Source organism: Litoribacter ruber (genome assembly GCF_018500185.1).
In the GTDB taxonomy this organism is placed as follows: domain Bacteria; phylum Bacteroidota; class Bacteroidia; order Cytophagales; family Cyclobacteriaceae; genus Litoribacter; species Litoribacter ruber.
Genome location: NZ_JAHBGI010000011.1, coordinates 1 through 26,333, shown reverse-complemented (window position 1 = coordinate 26,333; position 26,333 = coordinate 1). Strand labels below are relative to the sequence as shown.

23 protein-coding genes are annotated in these 26,333 nt (G+C 44.1%); 20 read left to right on the top strand and 3 right to left on the bottom strand.

What is annotated here, in order from left to right:
- Nucleotides 1-137 precede the first annotated feature (137 nt).
- Nucleotides 138-623 (top strand): YcxB family protein, encoded by a 486-nt coding sequence (locus tag KIH41_RS14225; protein WP_213944325.1) that lies wholly within the window; start codon nucleotides 138-140, stop codon nucleotides 621-623.
- Between the two features lie 85 nt (nucleotides 624-708).
- Here the strand turns inward: KIH41_RS14225 and KIH41_RS14220 are convergent, their stop codons facing one another.
- A complete protein-coding gene (locus KIH41_RS14220) occupies nucleotides 709-1,755 on the bottom strand; it encodes a WD40/YVTN/BNR-like repeat-containing protein (RefSeq protein WP_246539146.1) in 1,047 nt (348 codons plus the stop codon).
- A 17-nt stretch (nucleotides 1,756-1,772) separates the two neighbouring features.
- A complete protein-coding gene (uvrA, locus tag KIH41_RS14215; protein WP_214162812.1) occupies nucleotides 1,773-4,595 on the bottom strand; it encodes an excinuclease ABC subunit UvrA in 2,823 nt (940 codons plus the stop codon).
- Nucleotides 4,596-5,071: 476 nt separating this feature from the next.
- On the opposite strand from uvrA, the gene KIH41_RS14210 reads away from it, so the two are divergent.
- The 5 genes from KIH41_RS14210 (at nucleotide 5,072) to KIH41_RS14190 (ending at nucleotide 9,909) form a co-directional block, all read left to right on the top strand.
- On the top strand, nucleotides 5,072-5,674 hold the full coding sequence (locus tag KIH41_RS14210; protein ID WP_143959313.1) for an RNA polymerase sigma factor: 603 nt from the start codon (nucleotides 5,072-5,074) through the stop codon (nucleotides 5,672-5,674).
- Nucleotides 5,649-5,876 carry an anti-sigma factor gene (locus KIH41_RS14205; protein WP_213944328.1) on the top strand — a complete coding sequence of 76 codons (228 nt, stop codon included), beginning with the start codon at nucleotides 5,649-5,651 and terminating at the stop codon, nucleotides 5,874-5,876. Before KIH41_RS14210 ends, KIH41_RS14205 begins: the two co-directional genes overlap by 26 nt.
- A gap of 338 nt (nucleotides 5,877-6,214) precedes the next feature.
- A complete protein-coding gene (nth, locus tag KIH41_RS14200) occupies nucleotides 6,215-6,901 on the top strand; it encodes an endonuclease III (protein ID WP_213944329.1) in 687 nt (228 codons plus the stop codon).
- Nucleotides 6,902-8,704, top strand: a complete 1,803-nt coding sequence (gene asnB, locus KIH41_RS14195) for an asparagine synthase (glutamine-hydrolyzing) (RefSeq protein WP_214162811.1) — start codon at nucleotides 6,902-6,904, stop codon at nucleotides 8,702-8,704.
- On the top strand, nucleotides 8,701-9,909 hold the full coding sequence (locus KIH41_RS14190; protein ID WP_214162810.1) for a glycosyltransferase family 4 protein: 1,209 nt from the start codon (nucleotides 8,701-8,703) through the stop codon (nucleotides 9,907-9,909). The genes asnB and KIH41_RS14190 overlap by 4 nt, the downstream gene beginning before the upstream one ends.
- Here KIH41_RS14190 and gldB read toward each other — a convergent pair.
- Entirely contained in the window at nucleotides 9,878-10,879 is a 1,002-nt protein-coding gene (gene gldB / locus KIH41_RS14185; RefSeq protein WP_213944332.1) for a gliding motility lipoprotein GldB, read from the bottom strand. The two genes, KIH41_RS14190 and gldB, sit on opposite strands and share 32 nt — an antisense overlap.
- Before the next feature lie 209 nt (nucleotides 10,880-11,088).
- On the opposite strand from gldB, the gene KIH41_RS14180 reads away from it, so the two are divergent.
- From KIH41_RS14180 to KIH41_RS14115, 14 genes are all read left to right on the top strand, one after another.
- Nucleotides 11,089-11,613, top strand: coding sequence for a fasciclin domain-containing protein (locus tag KIH41_RS14180; RefSeq protein WP_214162809.1), 525 nt, complete (start codon nucleotides 11,089-11,091; stop codon nucleotides 11,611-11,613).
- Between the two features lie 144 nt (nucleotides 11,614-11,757).
- Complete coding sequence (locus tag KIH41_RS14175) at nucleotides 11,758-11,925, top strand: hypothetical protein (protein ID WP_213944334.1); 168 nt, start codon at nucleotides 11,758-11,760, stop codon at nucleotides 11,923-11,925.
- Nucleotides 11,918-12,241 carry a hypothetical protein gene (locus tag KIH41_RS14170; RefSeq protein WP_214162808.1) on the top strand — a complete coding sequence of 108 codons (324 nt, stop codon included), beginning with the start codon at nucleotides 11,918-11,920 and terminating at the stop codon, nucleotides 12,239-12,241. Before KIH41_RS14175 ends, KIH41_RS14170 begins: the two co-directional genes overlap by 8 nt.
- A 506-nt stretch (nucleotides 12,242-12,747) precedes the next feature.
- Entirely contained in the window at nucleotides 12,748-13,755 is a 1,008-nt protein-coding gene (locus KIH41_RS14165; protein WP_214162807.1) for a radical SAM/SPASM domain-containing protein, read from the top strand.
- A gap of 187 nt (nucleotides 13,756-13,942) precedes the next feature.
- Nucleotides 13,943-16,552: an SLBB domain-containing protein gene (locus tag KIH41_RS14160; protein ID WP_317194956.1), complete on the top strand. Its 2,610-nt coding sequence runs from the start codon at nucleotides 13,943-13,945 to the stop codon at nucleotides 16,550-16,552.
- Between the two features lie 3 nt (nucleotides 16,553-16,555).
- Nucleotides 16,556-17,635, top strand: a complete 1,080-nt coding sequence (locus KIH41_RS14155; RefSeq protein WP_213944338.1) for a GumC domain-containing protein — start codon at nucleotides 16,556-16,558, stop codon at nucleotides 17,633-17,635.
- Nucleotides 17,636-17,642: 7 nt separating this feature from the next.
- The gene (locus KIH41_RS14150; RefSeq protein WP_214162806.1) at nucleotides 17,643-18,950 is read left to right on the top strand and encodes an oligosaccharide flippase family protein; all 1,308 of its coding nucleotides are present in this window, start codon (nucleotides 17,643-17,645) and stop codon (nucleotides 18,948-18,950) included.
- Nucleotides 18,950-19,708, top strand: a complete 759-nt coding sequence (locus KIH41_RS14145) for a methyltransferase domain-containing protein (protein WP_246539149.1) — start codon at nucleotides 18,950-18,952, stop codon at nucleotides 19,706-19,708. The genes KIH41_RS14150 and KIH41_RS14145 overlap by 1 nt, the downstream gene beginning before the upstream one ends.
- Entirely contained in the window at nucleotides 19,705-20,622 is a 918-nt protein-coding gene (locus KIH41_RS14140) for a glycosyltransferase family 2 protein (RefSeq protein ID WP_214162804.1), read from the top strand. Before KIH41_RS14145 ends, KIH41_RS14140 begins: the two co-directional genes overlap by 4 nt.
- Nucleotides 20,619-22,010 (top strand): O-antigen ligase family protein, encoded by a 1,392-nt coding sequence (locus KIH41_RS14135; RefSeq protein ID WP_246539145.1) that lies wholly within the window; start codon nucleotides 20,619-20,621, stop codon nucleotides 22,008-22,010. Before KIH41_RS14140 ends, KIH41_RS14135 begins: the two co-directional genes overlap by 4 nt.
- On the top strand, nucleotides 22,007-23,140 hold the full coding sequence (locus KIH41_RS14130) for a glycosyltransferase family 4 protein (protein WP_214162803.1): 1,134 nt from the start codon (nucleotides 22,007-22,009) through the stop codon (nucleotides 23,138-23,140). Before KIH41_RS14135 ends, KIH41_RS14130 begins: the two co-directional genes overlap by 4 nt.
- Nucleotides 23,121-24,311: a glycosyltransferase family 4 protein gene (locus tag KIH41_RS14125; protein WP_214162802.1), complete on the top strand. Its 1,191-nt coding sequence runs from the start codon at nucleotides 23,121-23,123 to the stop codon at nucleotides 24,309-24,311. Before KIH41_RS14130 ends, KIH41_RS14125 begins: the two co-directional genes overlap by 20 nt.
- A 190-nt stretch (nucleotides 24,312-24,501) precedes the next feature.
- A complete protein-coding gene (locus KIH41_RS14120; RefSeq protein WP_214162801.1) occupies nucleotides 24,502-25,680 on the top strand; it encodes a DUF1972 domain-containing protein in 1,179 nt (392 codons plus the stop codon).
- Nucleotides 25,681-25,795: 115 nt separating this feature from the next.
- Nucleotides 25,796-26,333, top strand: a 538-nt coding sequence (locus tag KIH41_RS14115) for a DUF4249 family protein (RefSeq protein ID WP_214162800.1), incomplete at its 3' end; no start/stop codon positions are given.

Below are 26,333 nucleotides of genomic sequence, written 5' to 3'. Positions count from 1 at the left end.
CGAATAAGTTTTAATCCTCAAAAACCTAACCATAAGCACTTTGCCTTTGTTGCGATTTGACTAAAATATCCCAGCAATTGGGAGATAATTTGGTTTATAGCCGATATCGTTAGATATTTGCGTCAAATTTTATCGCCATGATTATCAAAACCAAAAAATATAAATTAGAAACTGGTACTTATATCAAATTGGGGCTTAGAAATGTCTTCAAGGAACAGTGGTGGGTGATCCTGATCGCTTTGGCTATTGCTTCGGGGTATTTTTGGATAGCTTCATGGTGGTGGATAAGTATGGCGATATTAGCCTATGTGCTATATTTATTGTTTTGGGTTATCCAGTTTGCGGGTGTGACGCAAATGGAGCAAAATAAAGTTATGTTCGAAAAGCTGGCCTATGAGATTGACAGCCGCCAGGTGTTGATGAAAGTCAATCCCAAGCAGGGTATGCCCATCAACTGGGACATGATCAAACAGGCCTATGTGGATAAAGATGCTTATGTGCTCATCATGTCCAAAGCCCAATTCCTTCACCTCCCCTTCCGCATTTTCAACACCGAAAACGAGAAGAAGTTTATGGAGACTATTTTGAGGAGAAAAGGATTGATTAAGGCAAGCGAAAAGTAAAGAAGTCGGGAGACCGAAGACAGGAGACGGAAATTTTTACATCCGACATCCAACATCCGACATCGGTCATCCAACATCCTACATCTTACAATATTTCCAACGTCGCTATCTTGCCATCCGCTCCGGAGGCCCAGATGGAGCCGTTGGATTTGGACCTTTTTACGGTGTGAAAACCCTCTGTTCCCAGATTTTCCCAGCTTTCGCCCCCGTTGGCGCTGAAATCCGTACCCGTAGGACCTACTGCTATCACCCAATGCAAACGGGGATAGTAGGCCACTCCTGATCGGTAGCCAGAAGGGGTATTTCCTTTATTCGGTTCCCAAGTCAACCCGTTGTCGTGAGATAGCACTACGTTGGCTGAATGGTTGGATGGATCCTGAAAATCACCACCCACTGCTATAATATTGCTGTTGTCAATAATAGTTAAGCTGAAAATTCCTTGTGAGGCCTCACCCTGCACCATAGGCGTGCTAGTAACAGCCCATTTATCGCCCCTATTGTGGGAATAATAGATGTTGCTCTCTTTTCCTCCGCTGGCTAAATAAAGATTATCCTGGTCTACCACCATAATTGACCCACTTGCCGCAAAACCGGCTTCCCCATCCACGGCCTTGGGAGGATTTTCTGAACGTATCCATGTTTCTCCTCCATCTATAGTTTTGATGATGGTCCACTTGCCATTTATGGGATCGCCATAAGCATAGCCTATTTTATCATCTTTGAAGGCCATGCCGTTCAAGAAATCCTCTTCCCTTCCCTGATAGACTTTCTGCCAATTATCCCCCCCGTCGGTGGTTCGGTAAATCACCGCTGGCTGCCCGGCTGATACGACAATAGCCGTGCTGGCGCTAAAGGCTTCAATATCCCGAAAATCAACCGTATCCATACCGTCAATCACTCCGTGTTTCCAGCTTTTGCCCCCATCTGTAGTTCGCAGCCAAGTTCCATTGGCCCCGCTGGCCCACACGATATGCTCGGTCACGGGGGAAAGCCCTCGTAAAGAGGCCTCCACAGGTGTGTCTATCATCAGCCAATTTCCCGGCTCTGGATTCTCCACAGCCACTCGGGTATGACAGGATTGGAAATGGAGAGCCCCCCATATGATGGCCATAGTGAATAATAATCGTCTCATATGTTTCTAAAAAATTCCTATTGGTTCATGGATGATTCACTCAGGTATTTACCTGTATAGTTTTCTTTTTCTTGCAAAAGTTCCTCAGGAGTACCTTCAAATGTGACAAAGCCTCCTTTTTCACCCCCCTCAGGGCCAAGGTCAATCACCCAGTCTGCTGATTTGATCACTTCCGTATTATGCTCAATTATGATTACCGAATGCCCCTGGTCAATGAGGGCATTGATGGAATGGAGCAGTTTTTTGATGTCGTGAAAATGTAGTCCAGTGGTGGGCTCATCAAAAATGAACAAAATATGCTCATCCATCTTGGAAGTATTCTTCCCCAAATAGGAAGCCAATTTTACCCGTTGTGCCTCTCCTCCACTCAACGTGTTGGAGGACTGGCCCAAGCCGATGTACCCGAGTCCCACTTCCCATAGTGGCTCAAGCTTTCCAATAATGGCCTGCTTGTCTTTGAAGAAATCCATTGCCTCCTCTATGGTCAAATCCAGCACTTCGGAAATATCCTTATCCTTGAATTTGACATCGAGGATTTCATTCTTGAATCTTTTGCCTTTACAGGATTCGCAAGTCAGGTAGATGTCGGCCATAAACTGCATCTCTATCTTTTGGGTTCCTTCCCCCTGGCAGGCTTCACAGCGCCCACCATCCACATTGAAGCTGAAAAATGCCGGTTTGTACCCACGCTGCTTGGCGGTAGGCTGGTCTGCATAGAGGTTACGGATGGCATCATAGGCCTTCACGTAAGTCACAGGATTTGAGCGTGAAGATTTTCCTATGGGATTTTGATCCACAAATTCAATCTGTGTGATTTTTTTGTATTCCCCTTCCAGTTTGTCAAATTTTCCCGTTTCCTCATTTACCGTACCCAGAATTTTGCCAATAGCAGGGTAAAGCACTTTTTTGATCAAGGTGGATTTTCCTGATCCGCTGACCCCGGTAACTACCGTAAGTACTCCCAAGGGAAAGCTTACCGTCAGGTTTTTCAGGTTGTTTTCCCTTGCTCCCTTGATGGTAAATTTGTTTTTCCAAGGGCGGGTTGACTTATTAAAGGCAATCGTTTCCTCTCCTTTCAGGTATTTGGCCGTGTAGGTGTTCCCTTTGGTCAAGAGAGATTGAAGGTCACCCTGGAAAACAAGTTCCCCGCCGTGAGTACCGGCATCTGGGCCTATATCGATGATTTCATCAGCGGCTTTCATGATCTTTTCCTCATGCTCTACCACGATCACCGTATTTCCCATATCCCGCAAACTTTCCAGAACCGTAATGAGGCGGTCCGTATCCCTGGGGTGAAGTCCTATGCTTGGCTCATCCAAGATGTACATGGAACCCACCAAGGCACTACCCAGAGAGGTAGCCAATTTGATACGCTGATATTCTCCACCGGAAAGCGTGGAGGTAAGCCGATTAAGTGTCAGGTACACCAATCCTACCTTGTTTATATATTCGAGCCTGTTGATGATTTCCTTCAACAGACGGTTGGCCACCTTTTCTTCCTGTGGGGTCAATTTTAGGTTGAGAAAGTGCTCGTAGGCCTTTTCGGTTGGCATGAGTACCACGTCTATGATGCTGTGGTTGTCGATTTTTACATAGGAAGCATCCTTTCTCAATCTCGTGCCCTTACAATCCGGGCAGGTGGTTCTTCCCCTAAATCGGGAAAGCATCACCCTGTATTGGATCTTATGGGTCTTGCTTTGCAGGTGGTCAAAGAAGTCATTCAACCCCTGAAAATATTTATTTCCAGTCCAGAGGAGCTGTTTGTGTTCCTCATCCAGGTCTTCATAGGCCCTGTGAATGGGGAAATCAAAGTTGATCCCATTTTTAATCAAGGGTTCCGCCCATTTCTTGGAGCTTTCCCCTCGCCAGGGTGCTATGGCGCCTTCGTACACCGAAAGGCTTTTATCCGGAATCACCAAGTCCTCATTGATGCCCAAAACTGAACCAAATCCCTCACAGGTTTTACAGGCGCCGTAAGGGTTGTTGAAGCTGAAAAAGTTGACGGATGGATGCTCAAACGTCATCCCGTCAAGCTCAAACCTGTCGTTAAAGGATTTTTGGTCTTTTCCGGGAATCACCACATTACATTCTCCATGGCCCTCATAAAATGCCGTCTGCACACTGTCGGAAATCCTAAATTGGTTATCCTCATCATCATGCTGAACGGTCACCCGGTCGATAAGGATTTCGTAATCCCCTTTGGGAAAATCATTGTTTTCAAGAAGGTCTTCGACATAGAAAGCCTCACCGTTGATAAGGATCCGGCTGAAGCCTTTTTGGAGCAGGATTTCCAATTCTTTTTTAACTGTCCGGTCCGTTGCGATCTGAAGAGGACAGCTGATCATCACTTTGTCGCCCTCATCGAAGCTGTGGATATAATCAACCACATCGGTGACTGTGTTATGCTTTACCTCTTCCCCGGAAATGGGTGAAATGGTCCGCCCAATTCGGCTGTAGAGGAGTTTGAGGTAATCGTATATCTCCGTGGTGGTTCCTACAGTGGATCTGGGGTTTCGGGTATTTACTTTTTGCTGGATGGCAATGGCGGGAGATACACCTTTAATGTATTCCACCTCGGGTTTTTCCATGCGGCCTAGGAACTGCCGGGCGTAGGAGCTCAAGCTTTCCACATACATCCTTTGACCTTCGGCAAAAAGCGTATCGAAAGCCAAAGAGGACTTGCCTGAGCCAGATAGACCGGTCACCACTACCAGCTTGTTGCGGGGGATGGCGACACTCAAACTCTTCAGGTTGTTGACTTTGGCGTTTTTGATGATAATGTAGGAACGGGGGTCAAGCTCTTCCAAAGCTCCGTGGTGGTGTTGCATGCTTTTGTCCATAATTACAAATATACCTACCAAACACGGCAAATGGTAATTTTGTTGAAAAGCCTATTCTTGAAGAAAGGCAATTTTTCTTAGTATATTCATAATGTTAAAATTCGTTAAATGCAAAATATAATTTTATAGTACAAATAGTTCCTCACTATTGATTTTCAACTAGTTAATTGGTAAATTTATCTATCAACTAAAAGAAAGCTCTTTTGAATTGCATTTTTTTGAGTTTGGTGGCACTGGGTTTGTGACTTTAAAAGGTTTTGTCAAAAATCTGGCGATTTAGATAATTTTGTAGGTTTAGGATATTCCGACGATAATTTTGTGATAAATTATTTTATCATTTATTTGGATAGAAAAAAATTGGATATTTGATTGCGTTGTATTTTTCTAATATATACATTTGGATTCTTAGATATTTGTTTCAAACATAAAATCACAATATGGGATAAACCTCTACGTTATTTTAAAAGTTAGAATTTATGAGTAAAAGGTTAGGGCCTAAGGACAGTGAACTTATCGCACAGTATAGAAATGGTAGCGAAGTTGCTTTTGAGTTGTTGGTAGATAAGTATAAATCCAGGGTATTTACGACTATTTACATGATCGTAAAGGATCAGGGTGTGGCAGAGGATTTACTACAGGACGTATTTGTCAAGGTAGTACAGACATTAAATTCCGATCGTTATAACGAGGAAGGGAAATTCCAACCATGGTTGATGAGGATAGCTCACAACTTGGCTATTGATTATTTTAGAAAGATGAAAAGGTACCCATCCATAGTCATGGAGGACGGTTCCAATCTATTTAATACGCTGAAGTTTGCTGATGAGTCTGTGGAAGACCTCCAGGTAAAGGATGAAACCCACAAATTGGTAAGGCAACTTGTTGACGAACTGCCGGAAACGCAGAAACAGGTGCTGATTATGAGGCATTACATGGATCTGAGCTTCCAGGAGATAGCTGAGCAGACAGGGGTAAGCATTAATACTGCTCTTGGCCGCATGCGCTATGCATTGATCAACATGCGGAAGAAGATGAAACAGATAAATTTTGCCTATGACAAAATCTTTTACCCCAAATGATCTGGTAAGTTACATTTACCAAGAGTTGAGTGAAACCGAGAGTGATCAACTGACCCAGGCACTTCATGCCAATGAAGCCCTAATGGAACAGTACATTGAACTCAGAAGCGCCATTGATCAGCTCGACCAAGTTTTTATGGAGCCCTCAGAAAAAGTAGTGGACGCCATCAAAAGAAAGTGTCTGACCAAAGAAAACGTCTGATTTTAAAATAAGATATTATATTAGCCACTCTAGCGTAATGCTGGAGTGGTTTTTTTGTGAAGTAGAAAGGAAGTACGAAATACGAAGTAAAAAAAAACCACAGAGCCTTAAAGAACACAGAGAAAAAGTGTGAAGTAAAATTAGGACGTGACATGTAGTATACTTAGACCCCAGCCTTATGTGGAGCGAAGCGAGATGAAAGGCCGGGAGGGGCATACTCAGTCCCTCAAAAGGCCAACTGACAAAACATGGTCTCAAGGGCAGAACAAAACAGTCGTCCTAGAGGTACCTTGTACTTGGTACCTAGTACTTTGTACTCACAAACCCCCGTAAATAAAATGCTTAAAAAACAACGCTACCAAGCTTTCATCGATCATTTTTCCCAGCATATGCCCGAGGCAGAGACGGAACTGGAGTTTGAGACACCCTTTCAGTTGCTGATTGCCGTGGTGCTGAGTGCACAGTGCACCGACAAGCGGATCAACATGGTGACTCCGGCCATTTTCAGGGACTTTCCTACCCCCGAGCACCTGGCTGCCTCCAATTTTGATGAGCTATTCCCCTATATCAAATCGGTATCCTACCCCAACAACAAAACCAAGCACCTCCTGGGTTTGGGCAAAATGCTCGTGGAGGATTTCAACAGCGAGATTCCTTCCACGGTCAACGAATTGGTCAAATTGCCCGGAGTAGGCCGGAAAACCGCCAATGTGATCACCAGCGTAGTATGGAATCAGCCCAATATGGCTGTGGATACGCACGTTTTCCGGGTTTCAAAGCGATTGGGATTGGTACCTCAGAATGCGAAAACACCCTTGGAAGTTGAAAAACATCTGATCAAGCACATTCCCAAAGAGCATATACATGTGGCCCATCACTGGCTGATCCTGCATGGTCGATATATTTGCTTGGCCCGAAAGCCCAAATGTCAAGAATGCACCATCACCCATTTCTGTAGGTATTTCGAAAAAAACCAAAAAAACATGCAGCTGGAAGCCGATCTTATCCCTAAATCGAAGAAGTAAATGTGCGGCATCAACTTCTTGGTCAATCCGGGCAATGATGGCCAACAGAAAATTCGAGCCATGATGGAAGCAACCCAGCATAGGGGACCTGATCATTCCGACTGGGTGGGGGTGGATATTCACCTTTTTGTGGCCGGGAACCGGCTCAAGATTTTGGACTTGGGTGATTTGGCCAATCAGCCCATCATCACTTCCGACGGGAATGGCATTCTGGTGTGGAATGGCGCCCTATATAATTACCAGGATTTGAGAAATGAGCTGCTGGATCATGGGGTTAGCTTTTCTACCCAGTCTGATTCTGAGGTGCTGATCCAGTGGCTGAAACTTTTTGGTGCCGAAGGAGCCCTCAAGCTGGAAGGTATGTTTTCTTTTGTTTTTGTGGATAAGTCCAAAAAATCCATCCTAGTAGCCCGGGATGTCACGGGGAAAAAGCCGCTCTATTATTTTCATAAACAAAACCAATGGGCATTTTCATCGGAAACCGTGGGTATAATGGCATCAGAGTTAATAAATGCCCAATTGGATACCGAGCAATTGTTGCCCTATTTTTATTCAAGACATCCATTTCCGGAGAATAGTCTATATAAAGATGTCAAGCAGCTGCGTCCTGGGAAACTTCTTGAGTTGAATTTTGAGGGAGAAATTGTTTCAGATATCAGTCTGGAGCAGGGTCTCGTGCAGACCGAAAAATTGCCCAATCTGGAGGAATTTGAAAACCTGCTACTTGATGCTGTCTTGAAGCATTTTCATGCCGAAGTTCCAGTGGGGGTGATCCTAAGCGGCGGGGCGGATAGCAGTTTGCTGCTAAAAACCTGGCATAGAGAGACCGGTACACCACTGCATACCTACACGGCTGTTTTTGAAAAGAAATACCAAAATCTCTATCCAGACGCCCAGTTTGCCAGAGAAGTGGCCACTGCCATGCATTGCGGGCATCATGAGGTGTTGATAACCCAGCAATCGCTCCTGGATAATTGGCCGGCATATATAGCAAGTTTGGATCAGCCTATTGGGGATAGTGCTGGCTTTTTGACCTGGATGATTGGCAAGGAGGCCCAAAATCAGGTTAAGGTGTTGATAAGTGGTGCAGGAGCGGACGAACTCTTTAGCGGTTACAACCGACATAAGGCCTTCCGAAAATATATAAAGCAACCAGGTTTTTACCATAATTTGGCCTCATTTGTCAATAAACTGGGGCTTGGATCACGGTATATGAAAAAGTTTGCCGCATCCATTGATTCTGATCCGATGGCTACCTACATGAATTTTTCTTCCCTTCAAAACATTCCACCTGAACACCAAAATCAGTTTAGAAAGTACTATCCCAATGACTACAAAGAGCCTTACAAAAATGCTTTAGAATGGGATAGAGGCTATTATTTGGTTAATGATATTCTAAAGGTTCATGACAACGCCACCATGGCCCACGGCATTGAAGGCAGGGCCCCCTATCTTGATAAGGGCATTTTGAACCTAAGCAGATCCTTGAGCGGGGAGCTTCACCTGGGACTGGAACCGAAATTGTGGATAAAACAATTGTTGATAAAATATGGTCTTCAAAGGGTGGCCGGCCGTAAAAAACATGGTTTTGGCTTGCCATTGAAGGAATGGTTGTCGGAAGAGGGGGTTTTCAGGGCAACTGTTTTTCAAGAAATTGAGGATTTTCACAGGACCCACGGCAGTCTTATGCCTACGGAAATGAGAAAAATAGCTGAAAATCCAGCCCTTTTTGTGAAATCAGGATTTCTACAATTATTCAATCTATATATATTGGCCAGTTGGGTTAAGCATCGGGGATTATGAGAGTCATTTACATCCATCAATATTTTGTCACCCCCCAAGAAGGGGGTGCTGTGCGGTCTTATTACCTAGCCAAGGGCATGGTGGAGGACGGTATAGAGGTGGATATGATTACGGCCCACAATAAGGATTATTATGACCTCAAAATTATCGATGGGATAAGGGTTCATTATCTTCCCGTGTTTTACTATAACCATTATGGCTTTGGAAGAAGGGTGCGGGCATTTGTCCGATTTATGCGGAAAGCCAAAGCACTTATCAAGAAATTGCCGCGGCCGGACCTGATGTACATCACCTCTACCCCACTTACCACGGGACTGATCGGTGTGTGGGCCAAAATGAAATATGCACTTCCTTATATATTTGAAGTGAGGGATCTATGGCCGGAGGCACCCATACAGATGGGGGTGGTCAGAAATCCCCTGTTGATAAAGTTTTTGTACAAGCTGGAAAAGGGGATTTATAGACATGCGCTGAAAGTGGTCGCCCTTTCGCCGGGCATAAAGCATCACATAGAAAAAAGCTCACCCGATACCAGAGTATTTTTAGTACCCAATTTTGCCGATACTGAATTTTTTGAACCCTATGAACAGAGCAACATCAAATCTCTTAGGCCTTTGACAATTAGTTATGCGGGGGCTATTGGGCGAGTGAATGCGCTTCATGAATTGGTAAACTTGGCCGTGCAGGCCCAGTATCATCAGAAAAACTGGCATTTCAAAATCATGGGTGCAGGCGCCGACCTGCCTAGAATTCACCGCTTGGCCGAAGAAAAGGGATTGAGGAACCTGACCTTTTTACCATTTGGCAACAAAGAGGCGGTAAGGGATTTGATGGAAAGAAGCGATGTGATGTTTATAAGTTTTGCCCACCATCCTGTGCTGAAAACCAACAGCCCAAACAAGTTTTTTGATGCGTTAGCCATGGGTAAGCCGATTATTGTCAATCATGAGGGATGGGTGGAGGAACTTATCCACAACCATAAACTAGGGGTGCTTTTTGATGCCTTGGAGCCTGAAAAGTCCTGGAGCCTTTTGGAAAGCTTTATTGAGGATAAGCAAGCCATGGCTAATGCCAGAAGAAATGCCAGGGCGTTGGCCGAGAATAATTTTTCCTCGACAATTGCGGTAAAACGAGTGTTGAATATCATCAATCCCGCCAAGCACCCGCTGAAGGTTAACGACGGGGTTTATATCCAGACTGCCTAAAAATGTGCTCCGACCGGCTTTCCTCCATCAATTCAGGTAGGCTCACGTTATTCTTATCCACATAATCATCGACGATGTTCCAGCCCACCCATCGGCCAATCCTTCCAGGAGCATCCGGGCTGATTTCATCTGTAGCAGGGGCTTCACCTGTATATTTTCGGATTTCGAAAGGGTTGGTTTCAAACAACAACTCGTTTTCAATAAAATGGCTCCAAATCAACCCTTCATTGGCATAGCTGGCCACAATCTGGTCCTGTGAATAACCCAGGATAAGGGAGTCAGGCGTGCAGGGCATAATGGCTTTGGTGAAATGGTAGCTTTTGCCATAAAAAATCATCTCCGCCAGCAAGGTGTTGTCACGCATATTGGTCTTGTTGTATCTGGCAGACATCGCGGTAATCAAGGTAGGAACCAAGTAATCCTTTTGGTATCTATTGCTGATGTATTGGGGAAGCTCATCTGGCTGAAACTGGTGGTCGGCCGGCAGAAAATAATCCAGACCAATAACGATGATGTCATCGCCTAAGTAAAAATCCGCACTGAACCCGCTGACAAATGTGTAGACCTTGGGGGCCTGAAAATCGGGGTAATAATACTTTATGTATTTAAAGGCATTTTCCAGATCCTGCTCGATTTGGTCAAAGTCCTCAAAATGTTTTAACACCTCGCTATTTAGCTCCTGCATGAGGGTATCCTCAATGATAAACATCAATTCTTCTTCCAGCTCTTCCCTATTTGAATAGGCCTCCTCCTGCAGAAATTCATATGTGAAGTCGGGATGCTGGTCCAGAAATGTGGATAACTCTTGCCTGTTTTGGATGTTGAAAAACTGTTTTTCCAGCCTTTCTACCTGAAAATCAAGCGGCACATTCAGAATTTTATCCGAAAGGGTGCATTCATCCGCTGTTTTCCCGCATGAAGCAAAAATTGAAATCATCAAAAAAGGTATTAATAAGCGGAAGTATCTCATGACAAATCAATGTTTGCGTGCAAAAATAAGGTTTTCTCACAAACAACCTTTTGCGGGGGCGTTAAAAAGTCCAAACACTTGGATAGAAATGGGGGTTTTCATTGAGGCTTAAATTGGCCACAAAGGCCACAAATTTCATTCTTTTTTAATTTCTAATTATTAATTCAGAATTCAGAATTCCATTTATAATACTATAAAATAAACCAACTATGAGATCAATAGCTTTATTAATGTGCCTGGCAATACTAGGCCTGATGTCCTGTCATCAGGATATAGATGAGGTGCTGGAAGAACGCACTATTATTCAGATCCTACAGGAAAACGCCAATTTCAGCTTGCTAGAGGAGGCCTTGATTGCCGCAGATCTGGCCGATGACCTGATGTCTGATGGGCCGTTTACTCTTTTTGCCCCTAGCAATGATGCCTTTAACAGTTACCTTAGTGCTCATGGGGAGGATATGGAAATGTTTCTCGCCCGGCCGGGTGTAAGGGACCTGTTGTTGTACCACCTATTGAGTGGCGAGCTGCTTTCAGCTCAAATCCCCAATGCGGCGATTGAATCCCTACTCCCAAACAAAGCGCTGACATTCCAGTCCAGCGGCACAAATATCACCATCAACGACTCCGCCTCTATACTGACCCCGGATGTGGAAGCAAGCAATGGGGTAATCCACGGAATCGATCAAATATTGATCCCGCCGGTGGATAGTGTGGAGGTGAATTTTGAGCGCTGAGCACTTAGCCCTGTGCTATGCAAAGATAGCAGTTTCTTTCCTAAAGGTTGTAGATTGGGGTTTTACTAGGTTTGGGACTAAAGGTCTAATTAATAGTCAATTAGAATGGTATTACGTTTGAAGAAATTTTACTATCTTTAGGTTATGGAAGCGAAAGTAAAAAATATTCATAGACAGATTCAGATTTATAAATCAAAGCTTAAAGCTGAAATGCCAAGAATTAAAAAAGAAATCCAGATATACGAAGAAAAAGTTGCCAAGGGATTGACTACAAAAAGCCCGCCTCCTTCCCCTCAGTTCAATAATGGATAAACCCCAACTTTTAATTGTTGCAGGATGTAATGGATCTGGAAAGTCATCATATTCTAATGCATTTACTCCAGAGGGAGTTGTTCCATTCGATTACGATCAGCATTTTTTAGGCATATACAATTCATTAGTTCCTACTGAGTTTCAAGATACCATGGCTCACAATAAGGCTTTTGCTGAGCTGGAGCGCCAAAACAGAATGCTTGGTCAAATAAAAGTCCATTCTGCTACGAAACCAACTTTAACTCCACCTCATTATACTGGCCAGCTAGGTTTAAGCAGAAGGGTTATGAAATTAATATGGTTTACTTTTGCCTAAATTCAAGTGCGGAGGCGAAAAGAAGAGTCGCTATAAGAGTAGAAAATGGGGGCCATTTTGTTCCAGAGAAGGAAATAGAACAAAGGTTTTATGATGGTTATAGTAACCTGAATATTAACCTTAGTTTTTTTGATAATTTACACCTATTTGATTCCTCAAGATATAAAAAAGAGCCCCAGTATTGCCTTTCACTGGCAAATGGTAAGCTTGCTAAGCTTGAAACCTGTCCTGATCACATTATCAAATATATTCCTAAACTGAAAGAATTAGGCCTTAGGTAGTCAAGTATATTTTTTCTAGATCCATACCCATCTAAATCTGTACGCTTACCGAGAGCATTAGAAGCAGGAACGCGAGTGAAAACGCCAAAAGACAGGCCAGCGTCAAAAGGGCTTAAGAAAACCCTTTGTACTGCGGTGTAATTTGTACCTGGTTCTTCGTACTTAGTACCCATAAATTTCCCCTGAATCTTACTCCTGCTCATCCTAACTTCCTATCTTTAGCAGATGAATTCCAAAATTTGGATTGGACGGGCATTTTTGGGCTACCTCACTTGGGGTAAGGTCTACAATTACCTGTTGCTTGTTAGTTCGTTTCAATTATCCAGGAGACTAGGCAAACCCAAAATCATGGGTCTGCCCACCAGCCTTTCCATTGAACCCACTACCTCCTGCAACCTCCGCTGTCCGGAATGCCCGAGTGGATTGAGGAGCTTTTCCAGGGCTACGGGGATGTTGGATGAGGAGCTTTTCAAATCGGCCATTGACCAAATGAAAGGGCATCTCTCCTATTTACACCTTTACTTTCAAGGGGAACCCTACCTGCATCCTAATTTTCTTGATTTGGTAAAGTATGCCGACAGCCATAAAATCTTTACCGCCACTTCCACCAACGCACATTACCTTACGCCCAAAAATATCCAAAACACGGTGGAGTTTGGACTGAAGCAACTCATTGTATCGGTAGATGGAACCTCGCAGGAAATTTATCAGAATTATAGGATAGGGGGAAAACTCGCCAAAGTCACGGAGGGAATTCAAAACCTTATCGCATACCGAAACAAAGCAGGAAGCGCTTTTCCGCAGGTTATCCTTCAGTTTTTGGTCACAGGAGTGAATGAACACCAGCTACCGGATATCAAAAAACTTGCGGCACAGCTCCAGGTTGATGAGCTCCAACTGAAGACCACCCAGATCTACGATTATGAAAACGGTTCTCCCTTGATTCCGGTCAATAACCTCAACTATTCCCGATATGTACCCACAGGTGGCGGTACCTGGCAGCTCAAAAACAAAATGGAAAACAAATGCTGGCGGATGTGGCAGGGGGCGGTTATGACTTGGGACGGAAATATTGTGCCCTGCTGCTTTGATAAGGATGCTAAGTATGTGATGGGCAGTCTAAAGACCGAAAAAATGTCCTCCATTTGGAATAAACCCCTATATAATTCGTTTAGAAAACAGCTTTTGCGGGACAGGAGCCAAATCGACATCTGTCAAAACTGCACGGAATAGCCTGCAAATGTGGAATAAATCCCAAAGAACCTCTCCCAATAGAATGGAATAATTATCTTTACGGTGATTTTTGGCATACCCTGCCCAAAGCCGGGATTTCGCTGCTCAATGCCTTGTTGGGATTGAGGTGGCGAAGCTGTATCAAATATCAAATTTTACTCAGTCCAACATCTGTTCAAATCATAAAGTGAAAATACGTTTTATCTTTTTGCTGGCTCTAGTGGCTAGCCTGATTATTCAAATTCCAGAGTCTTTTGCCCAAGCCATGCCTGATATAGCGACGGTGCGGGTTGATGACCTTTCCGATAATGAAGTAAGGGAACTGATAGCAAGAGGAAAAGCGGCCGGATTATCCGACCAAGAGCTTCTCCAGATGGCAGAATCCAGGGGCCTTCCGAAAGCTGAGGTGGAAAAGCTCCGCTTGAGAATGGAGCAACTGGACCTGATCGGTGACAGCTCCACCCGCACCACCACCAGGACGGCGAGAAGAGAGCCCCGCAAGCAGGTGGACCTTGAAAAGATCAGCCAAGGCCTACTTAACCAGCAAGGGCAGGTAGTGCGGGACCAAGCCGACCTACCCATCTTTGGAATGGATCTTTTTTACAATAAGGAAAGAAACCTGACTTTTGAGCCGAACCTCAACTTGGCTACGCCAAAAAACTATATTCTAGGCCCTGGGGATAAACTTTTCATTGATATTTATGGGGAATCAGAGCAAAACTACGAAGCCAATGTGACCCCTGAAGGTAACCTTATGCTGGATAATGTTGGGCCTGTAAGCGTTTCCGGCCTATCTATAGAGGAGGCTACCCGTAGGATAAAAGGCAGGCTTCAGACTTATTACCCTGGCATGGGAGGCAGCAATCCAACTACTTTTGTGCAAGTATCTCTAGGGGATGTGCGCACCATCAAAGTACATATGGTGGGGGAATTGAGATTGCCTGGCACCTTTACTTTGAGCGCATTCAGTACGGTTTTCAATGCCCTGTATGCTGCTGGAGGCCCAAATGAGAGGGGCTCTATGAGAAACGTAAAATTGATAAGAAATAACAGGGAGATTGCCCGAATTGATATTTACGACTTTTTGATGAGGGGAACGGCAGACCTTAATTCCCAACTGCAGGATCAGGATGTCATCATGGTGGAGCCCTTTGAAGCTCGGGTGCAGGTAGCTGGAGAGGTCAAAAGACCCGGTATTTTTGAAGTGAAGGAGGGTGAAAATCTTCAATCAGTCATGCGTTACGCAGGTGGATTTACGGATGATGCCTTTACCGATAGGGTGAGTGTGGTCAGAAATACACCGAAAGAAAAAACCGTTTCCGACATTTATAGAGAGCAATTCGAAATGTTTACCGTCAAAGGGGGAGACAGGTATTATGCAGGCCAACTGCTGGATAGATTCACCAACAGGGTTCAGATCAAAGGGGCGGTATTCCGTGAGGGCAATTATGCCATCTCGGATGGCATGAAGCTTTCGGACTTGATCAAAAGGGCCGAAGGTCTGCGTGGAGAGGCTTTTTTGGAAAGGGCTACAGTTTTGCGGACGCATGAAGATTTATCCACAGAAGTGCTGCAGGTCAATCTCTCGGAGGTAATGGCTGGTCAAAATGATTTGACACTTCAGCGGGAAGACATAGTGAGGGTGGCCTCCATCTATGACCTTACAGAAGAATTTTATGTGAAGATTACCGGGGAGGTGAGAAATCCGGGTATTTTTCCTTTCTCCAAAAACATGACCGTGGAGGATTTGCTGATATTTGCCGGAGGGGTAAAAGAAGCCGCCTCCTTATCAGATGTGGAAATTGCCAGACGGGCCGCCCAGGACAATGCACGGGATATTTCCGACATCATCGCTACCAGTGTCAATAGAGACCTCAGCCCATCTGCCTCGCCGGTAGTGCTTCAACCATTTGATCATGTGATCATCAGAAGAAAGCCCAACTTCGTGCTGGAGAAAGTGATCAGAATCGAAGGACAGGTAGCGGCTCCAGGTGAATTTGCAGTGAAGAATGCGGAGGAAAAAATCTCAGACGTGATCCGCAGGGCCGGCGGGCTGACGGAGTTTGCCTATCCCAAAGGGGCAACCTTGATACGTAGGACAGAGTTTTACGAAACGGAGTCGGAAAGGGTCAGGAAGCAAAAGAATTACGAAAACCTATTGGCGAGAATTTCATCCGAAAGCGATGATTTGACCGAGTCCCAGAGAAGATTATTGACCCGTATCGGGGAAGACATCAAGAATTACCAGGAATTCACCACAGAACTTGAGGAGGATCTGGTGGTGAAGTCGAAAGTAGATGTATTGAGTGGGATCACGGAGCGTAAGGCAGAAATTGCCCCGCTGAAGATCAGGGAGACCGAGGCCATTGCCATTGATTTGGAGAAAATATTGGCCAACCCGGGTTCCAGACATGATCTGATTTTGGAAGAGGGAGACATCATCAGCATACCCAAGCGCTTGCAGACGGTTCGCCTGCGGGGAGATGTGATCTATCCGACCACGGTGAAGTATGAAGATAACCGATCCATGAGTTACTTTATCAACAGGGCGGGCGGCTTTGACAACAGGGCCAAGAGAAGAAGGACTTATGTAGTGTATGCAAATGGAGAGGTGGCCAGGACCAAGAGTTTTCTTGGCTTGAGGTTCTATCCAAGTGTGGAACCGGGCGCCGAGGTAATTGTGCCCACCAAAGGGCCAAGAATTCCTTTCCGACCGGGAGAGATTATCAGTGTTACGACAGGTTTGGCAACATTAGCCTTGTTGCTGAGCCAAATCAACTTTGGAGGAGGAGAATAAGCGATGGCAGAGTACCAACATATAAAAGACGATAAAATCACCTTCCGCGAACTCGTGCTGAGAATGCGCGGATGGGGGAAAACCTTCCGCTCCAAGTGGAAAATACTGGCCATATTTCTGGTGGTCGGAATGCTATTGGGGGCGGCGGCATCCTTTCTGAAAAAGCCGGTTTATACAGCAGAAACCTCTTTTGTACTGGAGGAGGCCGATATGTCGGGAATGGGTGGAGGCATGTCTGGCATTGCTTCCCTCGTGGGAATCAACCTGGGTTCACTGGGTGGGGGAAACGGGCTGTTTTCCGGTGATAACATCATGGAGCTGTACCGCTCTGACAATATGCTCAGCAAAACCCTGCTTAGCCCCATGGCCGGCGATAGTACCACGAGGCTTATTGACAGGTATATTGCTTTCAATAAGCTGGAGAAGAAGTGGAAAAGAAAAGTAGACTTATCCACCATGAACTTCAGCCTTCCGAGAGATCAATTTACGGTTAAACAGGATAGTGTGGTCAAGGAAATCATGAAGGATATCCGCAGGGACAACCTATCGGTGCAAAAGCCTGACAGAAAGCTTAGCATTATCAATGTGACCATCAATTCTAAAGACCAGGTGTTTGCGAAGTATTTCAATGAGCAGCTGGTGGATAATGTGAATAACTTCTACCACGAGACCAAGACCAAGAAAACGGCCGAGAACCTGGCTATTTTGCAGTCCCAGGCGGATTCGGTGAGAAGGATTTTGGACAAAAGCCTTACGGATTTTGCCTCTGCTACTGATAATGTGCCCAATCCGAACCCGCTCGTGCAGCGGGCCATGGTGGAAACCAAAAAGCGCCAAGTAGATGTGCAGGCTTCTACCACGGTATATGGTGAGATTGTCAAAAACCTGGAAATTGCCAAAGTCAACCATCGCAACAATTCTCCCTTGATCCAGATCATCGATTCTCCCAGGTTTCCATTGGAGGAAAACCGGATCAAGTTATCCAAGGGGATAGTATTTGGTGGTATGATCATGCTGGTGCTAGGCATTTTCTATGTTTACCTTTCTACCCTTTACAGGGCTAATATAAGGCAGGCAGCGTAAAGGTCCGATGATAGAAAAGCTTTCCTCATTGCCCTTTATCCATTGGATAAAGCACAAATCTTTTCAGAACTTTATTTTTCTGGCTGTCATACAGTCCTCCAATGTTCTGATTTCCCTCATTTCCATGCCCCTATTGATCACCTCCATTGGCGTGGATCAATTTGGTTTGGTCAACCTGGCCCTTTCGGTAATTATTTTAGCGAATATTTGGGTGGGGTTTGGCTATAACCTCAGCGGCCCTAGGGAAGTGGCGATCAACCAAAAAAACAAGCTGGCCCTCTCCCACTCTGTCAGCAACATCATTTTCAGCAAAGTTTTCTTAGCCACCCTTGCCACCGTGGTGCTGTTGATCAGCATCTTCGGTTTTGGCCTCTTCAAAGAGTACCAGGTGATCTTGGCGTTTTCGGTGATGCTGCTTTTCTCCGAGGCGACCTTGCCCCTATGGTTTTTCCAAGGCATGGAGAAAATGAAGCTGATTTCCATCTCCAACGTCTTCAGCAAGCTACTTTATTTGATGGGCATCGTATTGTTTATCCACAATCCGGTCCAAGCCAAATGGGTAAATTTTCTGCTGGGTATCTCGGCCTTCTCGATCAATATCCTCTTGCTCCTGTATATCCACTTTCAGATGCAGATCAGATTTTACAAGCCGGATTTCCGTCAGATATATAAATCCATAAGAAACAATCTTTTGTTGTTTCTTTCAAATTTTGTCTCCCATATAGCTATAAATGGAGGGTTAATTGTCCTATCTTTTTTTGCCTCTGCTGAGATTTTAGGAAATTTCAGTTTGGCGGAAAGAGTGACGATGGTCTTAAGGATTTTTCCAGCATTAGTTATACAAGCTATTTATCCGAATGCATCGAGACTGATGCAACAAGGAGAGGACAAGGTTATAATCTTTGTAAGGAAAATTTATTTTTTAGCTTTAGTTGGAGGGCTTGTTTTATCAATAGTTTTTTCATTAAATGCTCCTTTTATCATTAAGATTCTATCCAAAAGTGAGCTGCCCAATGCAGTTGCATACCTTGAATTATTGGCATTTGTTCCATTACTTGCCTGTTTTAATATTGTAAACAGCCTATTTATGTTGATAACAGACCAAAAGAAACTCTTCTTCAAGTCAAGCTATTTAGTGTGTATATATATGCTTTGCTCTTCAATTTTTTTAACCCATTTATATGGTGCAATTGGACTGTGCATAGCATTGCTAAGTACTGAAACGATAGCATTTGTAGTCAGTCTCATTTTATTGTTTGAGGCAAATCGCAGTATGGTCAAGAAGTTTTACAAATCCTTAATGCCCTCATTTTGATGAAGTTTAAATCTTTTCAGGATTGGAATACATATGGTGATTCGGATCCTTTTTTCGGGGTTTTATCAAGTGAAAAATTTAAAGTCCAAAATCTAACAGAAAAAGCTTTAGAAGAATTTTATTCTTCGGGAGTGGAATATGTTGATGAAACAATCGAACGCATATCTACATGTTTTGATGCTTCCTTGTCTGAATTGGATATTTTGGATTTTGGCTGTGGTGTGGGAAGATTAGCCGTGCCTTTTGCCAAAAGGACCTCTAAGGAAGTGATTGGTTTGGATATTTCTGAAGGGATGGTGAATCAAGCTAAAATATTATCCCAAAAACAAAAACTCGACAATATAAACTTCATAGCTTATTCTGGGCTTCAAATTCCCGAAATTGGGCAGTTCGATTTGGTTAATAGCTACATTGTAATTCAGCACATAGAAAAGCAGATAGGTTTTGATTTAATAGATCAGCTATGTCAAAAGGCTAAAATTGGAGGATATGTTCAATTGCAAATTCCATTTGGACATAATATTCAGTTTTGGACTTATTTAAAATTCTCTATGAAAGTCCATTCTGGGTTCTATAACAAATTGACCAATTTAATTAAGCACGGTAAGTTTCAAAGAGAACCAGTTATGCAGATGAATTATTATAAGGAGGAAAAACTTCGTGTATTATTTTCTAAATATGCTGATAAGGTCCATACTTTTCCGACGGATCATGGAGGACATTTGGGAAATATTTATTTATTTCAGAGGGTTAGATGATTTCCCCCAAAGTTGCCATAATTCTTGTCAATTGGAACACCTATGATTATTCCAGGCAATGTATGGAGCAGCTGCAACAGCAGCATTATTCCAATGTGGATATCTTATTGGTAGATAACGGTTCCACCGATGGGTCGGGAGAAAAGCTGCGAAAGGAGTATCCTAAGGCTGTTTATTTTCAAAATGTGGATAACTTGGGCTTTACCGGGGGCAATAATATAGCCTTGGATTATGCCAAGGCCCAAGGCTATGATTATGTGCTCCTTTTGAATAACGATACTTTTTTGGAGCCGGACTTTTTGGAAAAACTAGTTTTGGCCATGGAAGCAGACAGCCGGTTGGGTGCTGTTCAGCCTTTAATATTTAACCATCCCGACCGGGAAAAGGTATGGAAATCTGGAGGGGATTTTATTACCACTATAGCCTCTACCATATCATCCTCCTCAATTGGATCGGGAGTCTTCAAAACCCAATGGCTCACCGGCTGTGCCTTGATGATCCGGGGTGAAGTGTTGGAGAAAATCGGTGCGCTTACTCCCTCCTACTTCGCTTACTTTGAGGATGTGGATTATTCTTTCCGGATCAGGAAAGCCGGCTATGATCTTGGTGTGGTGACTGAAAGCAAAATTTATCATATAGCCAGTGGATCTACCAAGTCCAAAACCAAGCAAAAAGAGGGTTTCCTATCCCCTGCAGCCCATTACCTGAATGTGCGAAATCAGATCTTCCTCATGCGGCAGCATCAAGACTTGTTTAGCCGATATTCTGCCTTTCCGTTTCAAACTGCCAAGATGTTTGCCTACATGGGCTATTTCCTGTTGAGAAACCGGAAGGAGAAATTTAAGTCGGTGTGGAGAGGATTGCTCGATGGTTACAAGTTGGACCCCAATAGCCCCGTTCCCTTAAAACCTTGATTGCATTATTTATCATAATCATTGCCTGGGCTGTATTGATGCAGTTTACCTTGAAGCAGATGATCTTCAAAGGAAAATACGAATACGCTATTTTCTTCTTGATGCTGTTTCTTCCTTTTTACACCACCATTTTAAGCTTGACTTACCAGGTAACGGGTTCACCCCTAGCGGTCAATTTCTTTCAGTTTCAAAAGGAAATTATTGTTTTGCTTGGGCTTGTTGGCTTTGTGGCCTATCAAAAAAACCTGAACGATTATCCATGGAGGTTGCATATAGTGGACAAGTTGTTCTTGGCATTTGTGGGGCTTTCCTTCCTTTTTATGCTCCTGCCCCTCGGCGAGGCCTCTTTTGTCAATAGGGCCCTGTATTTTAAAAACCTGCTGATTCCTGGGATTGTGTATTTCATTGGGCGGAATTGCAATTTCTCCCAAGAGGATTACAAAAAGTTTTTTACCATAGTTTTCTTCATAGCCATTTCGGCCTTTTTTGTCAATGTATTTGAAACGGCCATTGATACCCATTTGCAATCCCTCACCGGATACGCCCGCTACATGCTGGATATACAGGATATTGAGGCCTCGGGGCATTTTGGCCTGACTTGGACCTTTGAAACTTCCGCGGTTACCAAGCGCTTGGCTTCCTTTTTCTCCGACCCTCTTGAATTGGCGAGCTCGATCTTACTGGGTTTCTCTGCTGGATTGATCTTTTTTCTTACATCTGACCGAAAAGATTGGCTTCTGCCAACAATCGTGATGTTTACCTCTTTCGCCAGCCTGTTATTTGCAGCTTCGAGGGCAGCGTTTCTAGCCTTCTTTGTGATGATATTTTTCATCGCCCTGGTTTTCAAACTTTACAAATTAATTTTAACAGGGGCTGCCGGCTTGGTGGCCTTTGTAATATATGTGCTGTTTTTTGCTTCCGAGGACTTCTACTATTTCGTAGTAGACACCCTTACCTTTCAAAGCACATCCAGTGTGGGGCACGTGATCGAATGGGTGTTGGCCCTTGACTCCATGATAGCCCATCCTCTTGGCATAGGCTTAGGTATGAGTGGAAATGTAGGAGCTGTGGATGAAGAATTGAGGGTTGGAGGAGAAAACCAGTTTCTCATCTATGGGGTGCAGTTGGGATGGCTGGGAATGATACTCTATATTTTGATGCTTTATTATGCCGTGAGGGTGTCGCTGCGAGTATTCAGGCAGAGCGAAAACGTGATGGTAGCCCGGATCGGTTTTGTGGCAGCAGCTGTCAAAGTCGGGATGTTGCTTCCCCTATTCACGGCAAATGCAGAAGTTTATGCCTATGTAGCCTGGACCAGCTGGTGGATGGTCGGCCACAGTGTGATGGCCTATCAGAAAATTGCTTACCCAAAACTTGCTCTTTCATGAAAAAGCGGGTTTATGTAGATTTATTTTACCTTAATACAGCACTGACAGGGATCAAAACCTATATGCTGGAGTTTGTGGAGGCGGTAAATGAGCATTCCTATGATGATTTCGAGTATATTTTTTCACATGATCCAGAGAAACAATCAACTCAAACCTTTTTCCGAGGCGATGTGCCTTATTGGAGAAAGCTGCTTTACCATCTTTATTACTTTTATTACAAGCAGTTAGTCCTACCTCTCAAATTGAAATTCCATAAAGCAGATCAATTGATCTGCTTTGATTTTGTAGCTCCAGCGCTCAATTCAAAGCCAAATATTGTGGTCGTTCATGATGCCTTTTTCTGGCAAATGCCCCAAAATTACAATTCACATTGGCGTAAATACTTCCTCAAGGCTATTTATTGGGGTTTGAAGGAAAATACCACTGTGGTGACTACCAGCCGATATGCGAAAGCATCCATCGAGCAGGCTACTCCAATCAAGCACCCCATTGAGGTGATTTACCAGTGCCCTAGATTACTGCCAGACCAAGCGGATGACTGCATTTTGGAAGAATTAGAGGTGTGGGCTCAGGGGTATTTTCTCCATATTGGAAGCTTTGACAAAAGGAAGGATCTAACTGTTTTGGTCAAAGCCTTTGCAAAGTTTGACCAAAAGTATCCGGGCGAAAAGAAATTGGTTTTGGTAGGTGAAAGGGGCTTAAGTGTTGCACTAGATGATTATCCTGCTGTGGTGGGTGCCATCAGGGAATATAGACTTGAAGAAAAAGTTGTCCTACCCGGTTTTCTGCCCGACAAAAAGGTGAAGTCCCTTTACAGAAATGCTTTCGCCTATATTTTTCCATCCTCCAATGAAGGTTTTGGGATTCCCGTCATTGAAGCCATGCACAATCAGATTCCTGTACTTATTTCAGACCAGGCGGCGCTGGCCGAAGTGGCCGGGGGAGCTGCCTTGGTTTCCCCTATCGGAGATGTGGATAACTTTGCCAAACAGATGGAAAAACTGCATTTGGAGCCCCAATTAAGAGAAAACCTGATACAAAAAGGCTTAATAAGAACCAAGGTTTTCTCCCGCCAGAATTTTTATGAATCCTTCCACCAATTGATCTCTAATGGTTCAAAAAACAACTGAAGGTAAAACTGTGCTTTTTCTTCACGGCTCGGCAGACCTCTACGGATCATCATTGATTCTACTGTTTGTGATAGAATCAGCCATGAAAATTGGCGTAGACCCAGTAGTGGTGCTTCCCTACCGTGGCCAATTGTCTGTAGAACTTGAAAAGCGAGGCGTCAAGGTGAAGATTCAGAACCTTGGGGTTTTAAGAAGAAAATATTTCAACCCATTAGGCCTGGCCAACCGCATACTAAAGCTTTTTGCAGCCTATAGATTTTTGAACAAACTTCATAGGGAAAACCGCTTTAGCTTGATTTACACCAACACTTTAGCGGTGTTGGTGGGGGCATTTTTTGCAAGAAATAAAGGTATTGCACATGTATGGCATGTGCATGAAATTATCCCATCTCCATCCTTTTTAGTAAAGTTCCTAGCTGGGCAAATGAAAAGTTCTGATCATGTTTTAGCGGTTTCAAAAGCTGTTTCTGATCACTGGAAAAGTTTTGGAGTACAGGGAAATGTGAAAGTTATCCACAATGGGATTCCCATCCGTGATACTCACAAACCAGAATGGGACTTAAAGGCTGGATTGGGTATAAAAGCCTCCCAGATTGTGGTGACCATGGTGGGCAGGGTAAATCCTGGCAAAGGGCAATTTTTTTATTTGGACATGGCCAAAGAGATTCTCAAAACTAGGCAGGATGTGGTTTTTCTAATGGCCGGAGACCCCTATCCAGGATATGAATTTATTTTGGATGAAATGAAAGAGTTTATCCGGAAACACGAAATGGAGGATAATGTGATCGATTTGGGTTTCCGCTCCGATATTGCTGATATTCTAGACATAAGCGATATCTTTGTGCTGCCTTCCATCATGCCGGATTCCTTTCCCACGGTCATTTTAGAGGCCATGGGAGCCGGACTACCTGTTGTGGCAACACGCTCGGGTGGCGCTGCAGAAATGGTAGAGGATGGCATTAATGGATATTTGATTACAGTTTCCGATGTCAAAGCCGGAACCAAATGTTTATTTGGGCTGATTGAGGACAAGGAGCTTAGAAAGGAAATGGGCCGGAAATCACAAAACAGGGCCAAAGCATTATTTGGTTTAGAGAGGTTTGATCAAGAAATAAAATCGTATTTGGGTCAGGTGCTTCAGCAACGTAAACCTGAGACTCACCCCAGCTAGAAAATACACTTTTCTATTATCTACATCCCTTAATTAAACGAATTGACACCTGGAACGCTTTTCGTTGAAATTGGGTTTTTCTAGGTTGAATTATAGAAAATAATCGGTGAGGTGGTTAATAATTGAATTTGAGGCCTTTACTTTGTAGTGTGGAAAACAGGAGACCGAAGACCGAAAAAAATCACGAAATATGCCAAATACTTCAGGAGAAGATAAGTTGAAAGTAGCCATATTGGGAGCCAAGGGGTATCCTTATGTGTATGGGGGCTATGATACCATGGTGAAGGAGCTGGGGGAAAGGCTGCAGGAGCGTGGGGTGGAAGTGACCGTATATTGCCATAGTGCTTTATTTGATGAGCAACCAGAAGAGGTGAACGGCATCAAGCTTAAGTATCTTCCGGCCATTGAGACCAAGAGCCTCACACAGCTTACCCATTCTTTTCTCTCCATGGTGCACGCCTGTTTTACCGATGTGGATGTGATTTTTGTAGTGAATAGTGGAAATGGCCCCTTTGGGATGATTTCACGGATTTTTAGAAAACCCACTGCTATCAATGTGGACGGTCTGGAGTGGCTCAGACCCAAATGGAAGGGCTTGGGCTCCAGGTATTTCAAATTTGCCAGCCGTCTGGCCACCAAGCTTTATGACCAAGTAATCAACGATTCCGATGAGATGCAGCGCGTGTACAAGGAAATGTTCAACGCCCAATCGGAAGTGATTGCCTATGGAGCAAATCCCTCGCTGATGGCCGACCCCAATAGAATTGAAAAGTGGAATTTATATCCGGAAGGGTATTTTCTAATTGTGGGCAGGTTGGTGCCTGATAATAATGCCGATCTGCTGATAGAGGGCTTTGTTAAATCAAATTCCAAGCGCAAACTGGTCATTGTGGGAGATGTTCCCTTTCAGGATGACTATGTGGATAAGTTAAAAAGCATTGATGACAAGCGCCTGCTGTTTACCGGATACGTAAGGGATGCTGAGGATCTGGCTGCCCTGTACCAAAACAGTTATGCCTATATACACGGCCATGAATATGGAGGCACCAATCCTGCGATGCTTAAAGCGCTGGGTTTTGGTTGTGCTATTTTGGCCCTAGATACACCGTTTAATAGAGAGATGCTGCAGGATGGAGAGCATGGCTGGTTTATTAAGAAAAACACACTGGCCGTGGCCGAATGCATAGCCAACTCCGAATCAGCCCATGCCGCTATGGAGCAGCTGAGAAAAACCTCCCGCAATGGGCTTACCGAAAAGTATGATTGGGAAATCGTGACGGATAAGTATTTGGAGGTATTCCAGCGACTATCAGGAAAAAGGGTTACTGTCCCACGAAAGGTAAGCCAAGTGGATCAGGTGGAAAAATGATTATCGTATAAACTTGAATATTGAAAGCTCCCGGGAAACTGGGAGTTTTTTTTGTTTTTAATCATAATTCCTCCATCTTTAGTTAATGTTTAGAAACGGGAAGATCTATATTTTTTTGGTTGTATTGTTACAGGTTTCCTGTATAGACGAAATCCGCATCAATGTGCCCGAGCAGGAAAGGAAAATAGCCGTGGATGGCTGGGTGTCCAATGACCCCAACATGACCTATGTGAAGGTATACTACCCTGCTGCCTTTCAGTCCGGCTCATTTAACCGCTATACCGACAGGCCCGAGATCAGGCGGATGTATGTGGAAACCGAAACTGCGGGGCGAAATATCGAGTTTGAATTTTCCCTGGCCCTGGATTCCCTTGTAGGAGCTTATCTGCCCGTGGGTGAATTTGAATTGGATGAAAACGAAAGGTACAGATTGAATTTTATCCTTCAGGACAGAACGCACTACCAGTCCACCTGGCAGGATGTGGCGCCGGCGCCCAAAATTAAAGAATATCATTATGAGGTAGAGGAAAAGCTGGTATTTATAAACCCCGTATTTGGTGAGCCTTTTGGTCAGACTCAGGTTTTCTTGAATGTCAATGTTGAGCTCGAAAGACAGTCAGAGAATGCGTATGGTTATTATTTTAAGACAAAGG

What these genes read in the sequence shown, in the direction of transcription:
- KIH41_RS14225 (WP_213944325.1), top strand. Translation starts at nt 138, where the DNA reads ATGATTATCAAAACCAAAAAATATAAATTAGAAACTGGTACTTATATC.
- KIH41_RS14220 (WP_246539146.1), bottom strand. Translation starts at nt 1,755, where the DNA reads ATGAGACGATTATTATTCACTATGGCCATCATATGGGGGGCTCTCCAT.
- uvrA (WP_214162812.1), bottom strand. Translation starts at nt 4,595, where the DNA reads ATGGACAAAAGCATGCAACACCACCACGGAGCTTTGGAAGAGCTTGAC.
- KIH41_RS14210 (WP_143959313.1), top strand. Translation starts at nt 5,072, where the DNA reads ATGAGTAAAAGGTTAGGGCCTAAGGACAGTGAACTTATCGCACAGTAT.
- KIH41_RS14205 (WP_213944328.1), top strand. Translation starts at nt 5,649, where the DNA reads ATGACAAAATCTTTTACCCCAAATGATCTGGTAAGTTACATTTACCAA.
- nth (WP_213944329.1), top strand. Translation starts at nt 6,215, where the DNA reads ATGCTTAAAAAACAACGCTACCAAGCTTTCATCGATCATTTTTCCCAG.
- asnB (WP_214162811.1), top strand. Translation starts at nt 6,902, where the DNA reads ATGTGCGGCATCAACTTCTTGGTCAATCCGGGCAATGATGGCCAACAG.
- KIH41_RS14190 (WP_214162810.1), top strand. Translation starts at nt 8,701, where the DNA reads ATGAGAGTCATTTACATCCATCAATATTTTGTCACCCCCCAAGAAGGG.
- gldB (WP_213944332.1), bottom strand. Translation starts at nt 10,879, where the DNA reads ATGAGATACTTCCGCTTATTAATACCTTTTTTGATGATTTCAATTTTT.
- KIH41_RS14180 (WP_214162809.1), top strand. Translation starts at nt 11,089, where the DNA reads ATGAGATCAATAGCTTTATTAATGTGCCTGGCAATACTAGGCCTGATG.
- KIH41_RS14175 (WP_213944334.1), top strand. Translation starts at nt 11,758, where the DNA reads ATGGAAGCGAAAGTAAAAAATATTCATAGACAGATTCAGATTTATAAA.
- KIH41_RS14170 (WP_214162808.1), top strand. Translation starts at nt 11,918, where the DNA reads ATGGATAAACCCCAACTTTTAATTGTTGCAGGATGTAATGGATCTGGA.
- KIH41_RS14165 (WP_214162807.1), top strand. Translation starts at nt 12,748, where the DNA reads ATGAATTCCAAAATTTGGATTGGACGGGCATTTTTGGGCTACCTCACT.
- KIH41_RS14155 (WP_213944338.1), top strand. Translation starts at nt 16,556, where the DNA reads ATGGCAGAGTACCAACATATAAAAGACGATAAAATCACCTTCCGCGAA.
- KIH41_RS14150 (WP_214162806.1), top strand. Translation starts at nt 17,643, where the DNA reads ATGATAGAAAAGCTTTCCTCATTGCCCTTTATCCATTGGATAAAGCAC.
- KIH41_RS14145 (WP_246539149.1), top strand. Translation starts at nt 18,950, where the DNA reads ATGAAGTTTAAATCTTTTCAGGATTGGAATACATATGGTGATTCGGAT.
- KIH41_RS14140 (WP_214162804.1), top strand. Translation starts at nt 19,705, where the DNA reads ATGATTTCCCCCAAAGTTGCCATAATTCTTGTCAATTGGAACACCTAT.
- KIH41_RS14130 (WP_214162803.1), top strand. Translation starts at nt 22,007, where the DNA reads ATGAAAAAGCGGGTTTATGTAGATTTATTTTACCTTAATACAGCACTG.
- KIH41_RS14125 (WP_214162802.1), top strand. Translation starts at nt 23,121, where the DNA reads ATGGTTCAAAAAACAACTGAAGGTAAAACTGTGCTTTTTCTTCACGGC.
- KIH41_RS14120 (WP_214162801.1), top strand. Translation starts at nt 24,502, where the DNA reads ATGCCAAATACTTCAGGAGAAGATAAGTTGAAAGTAGCCATATTGGGA.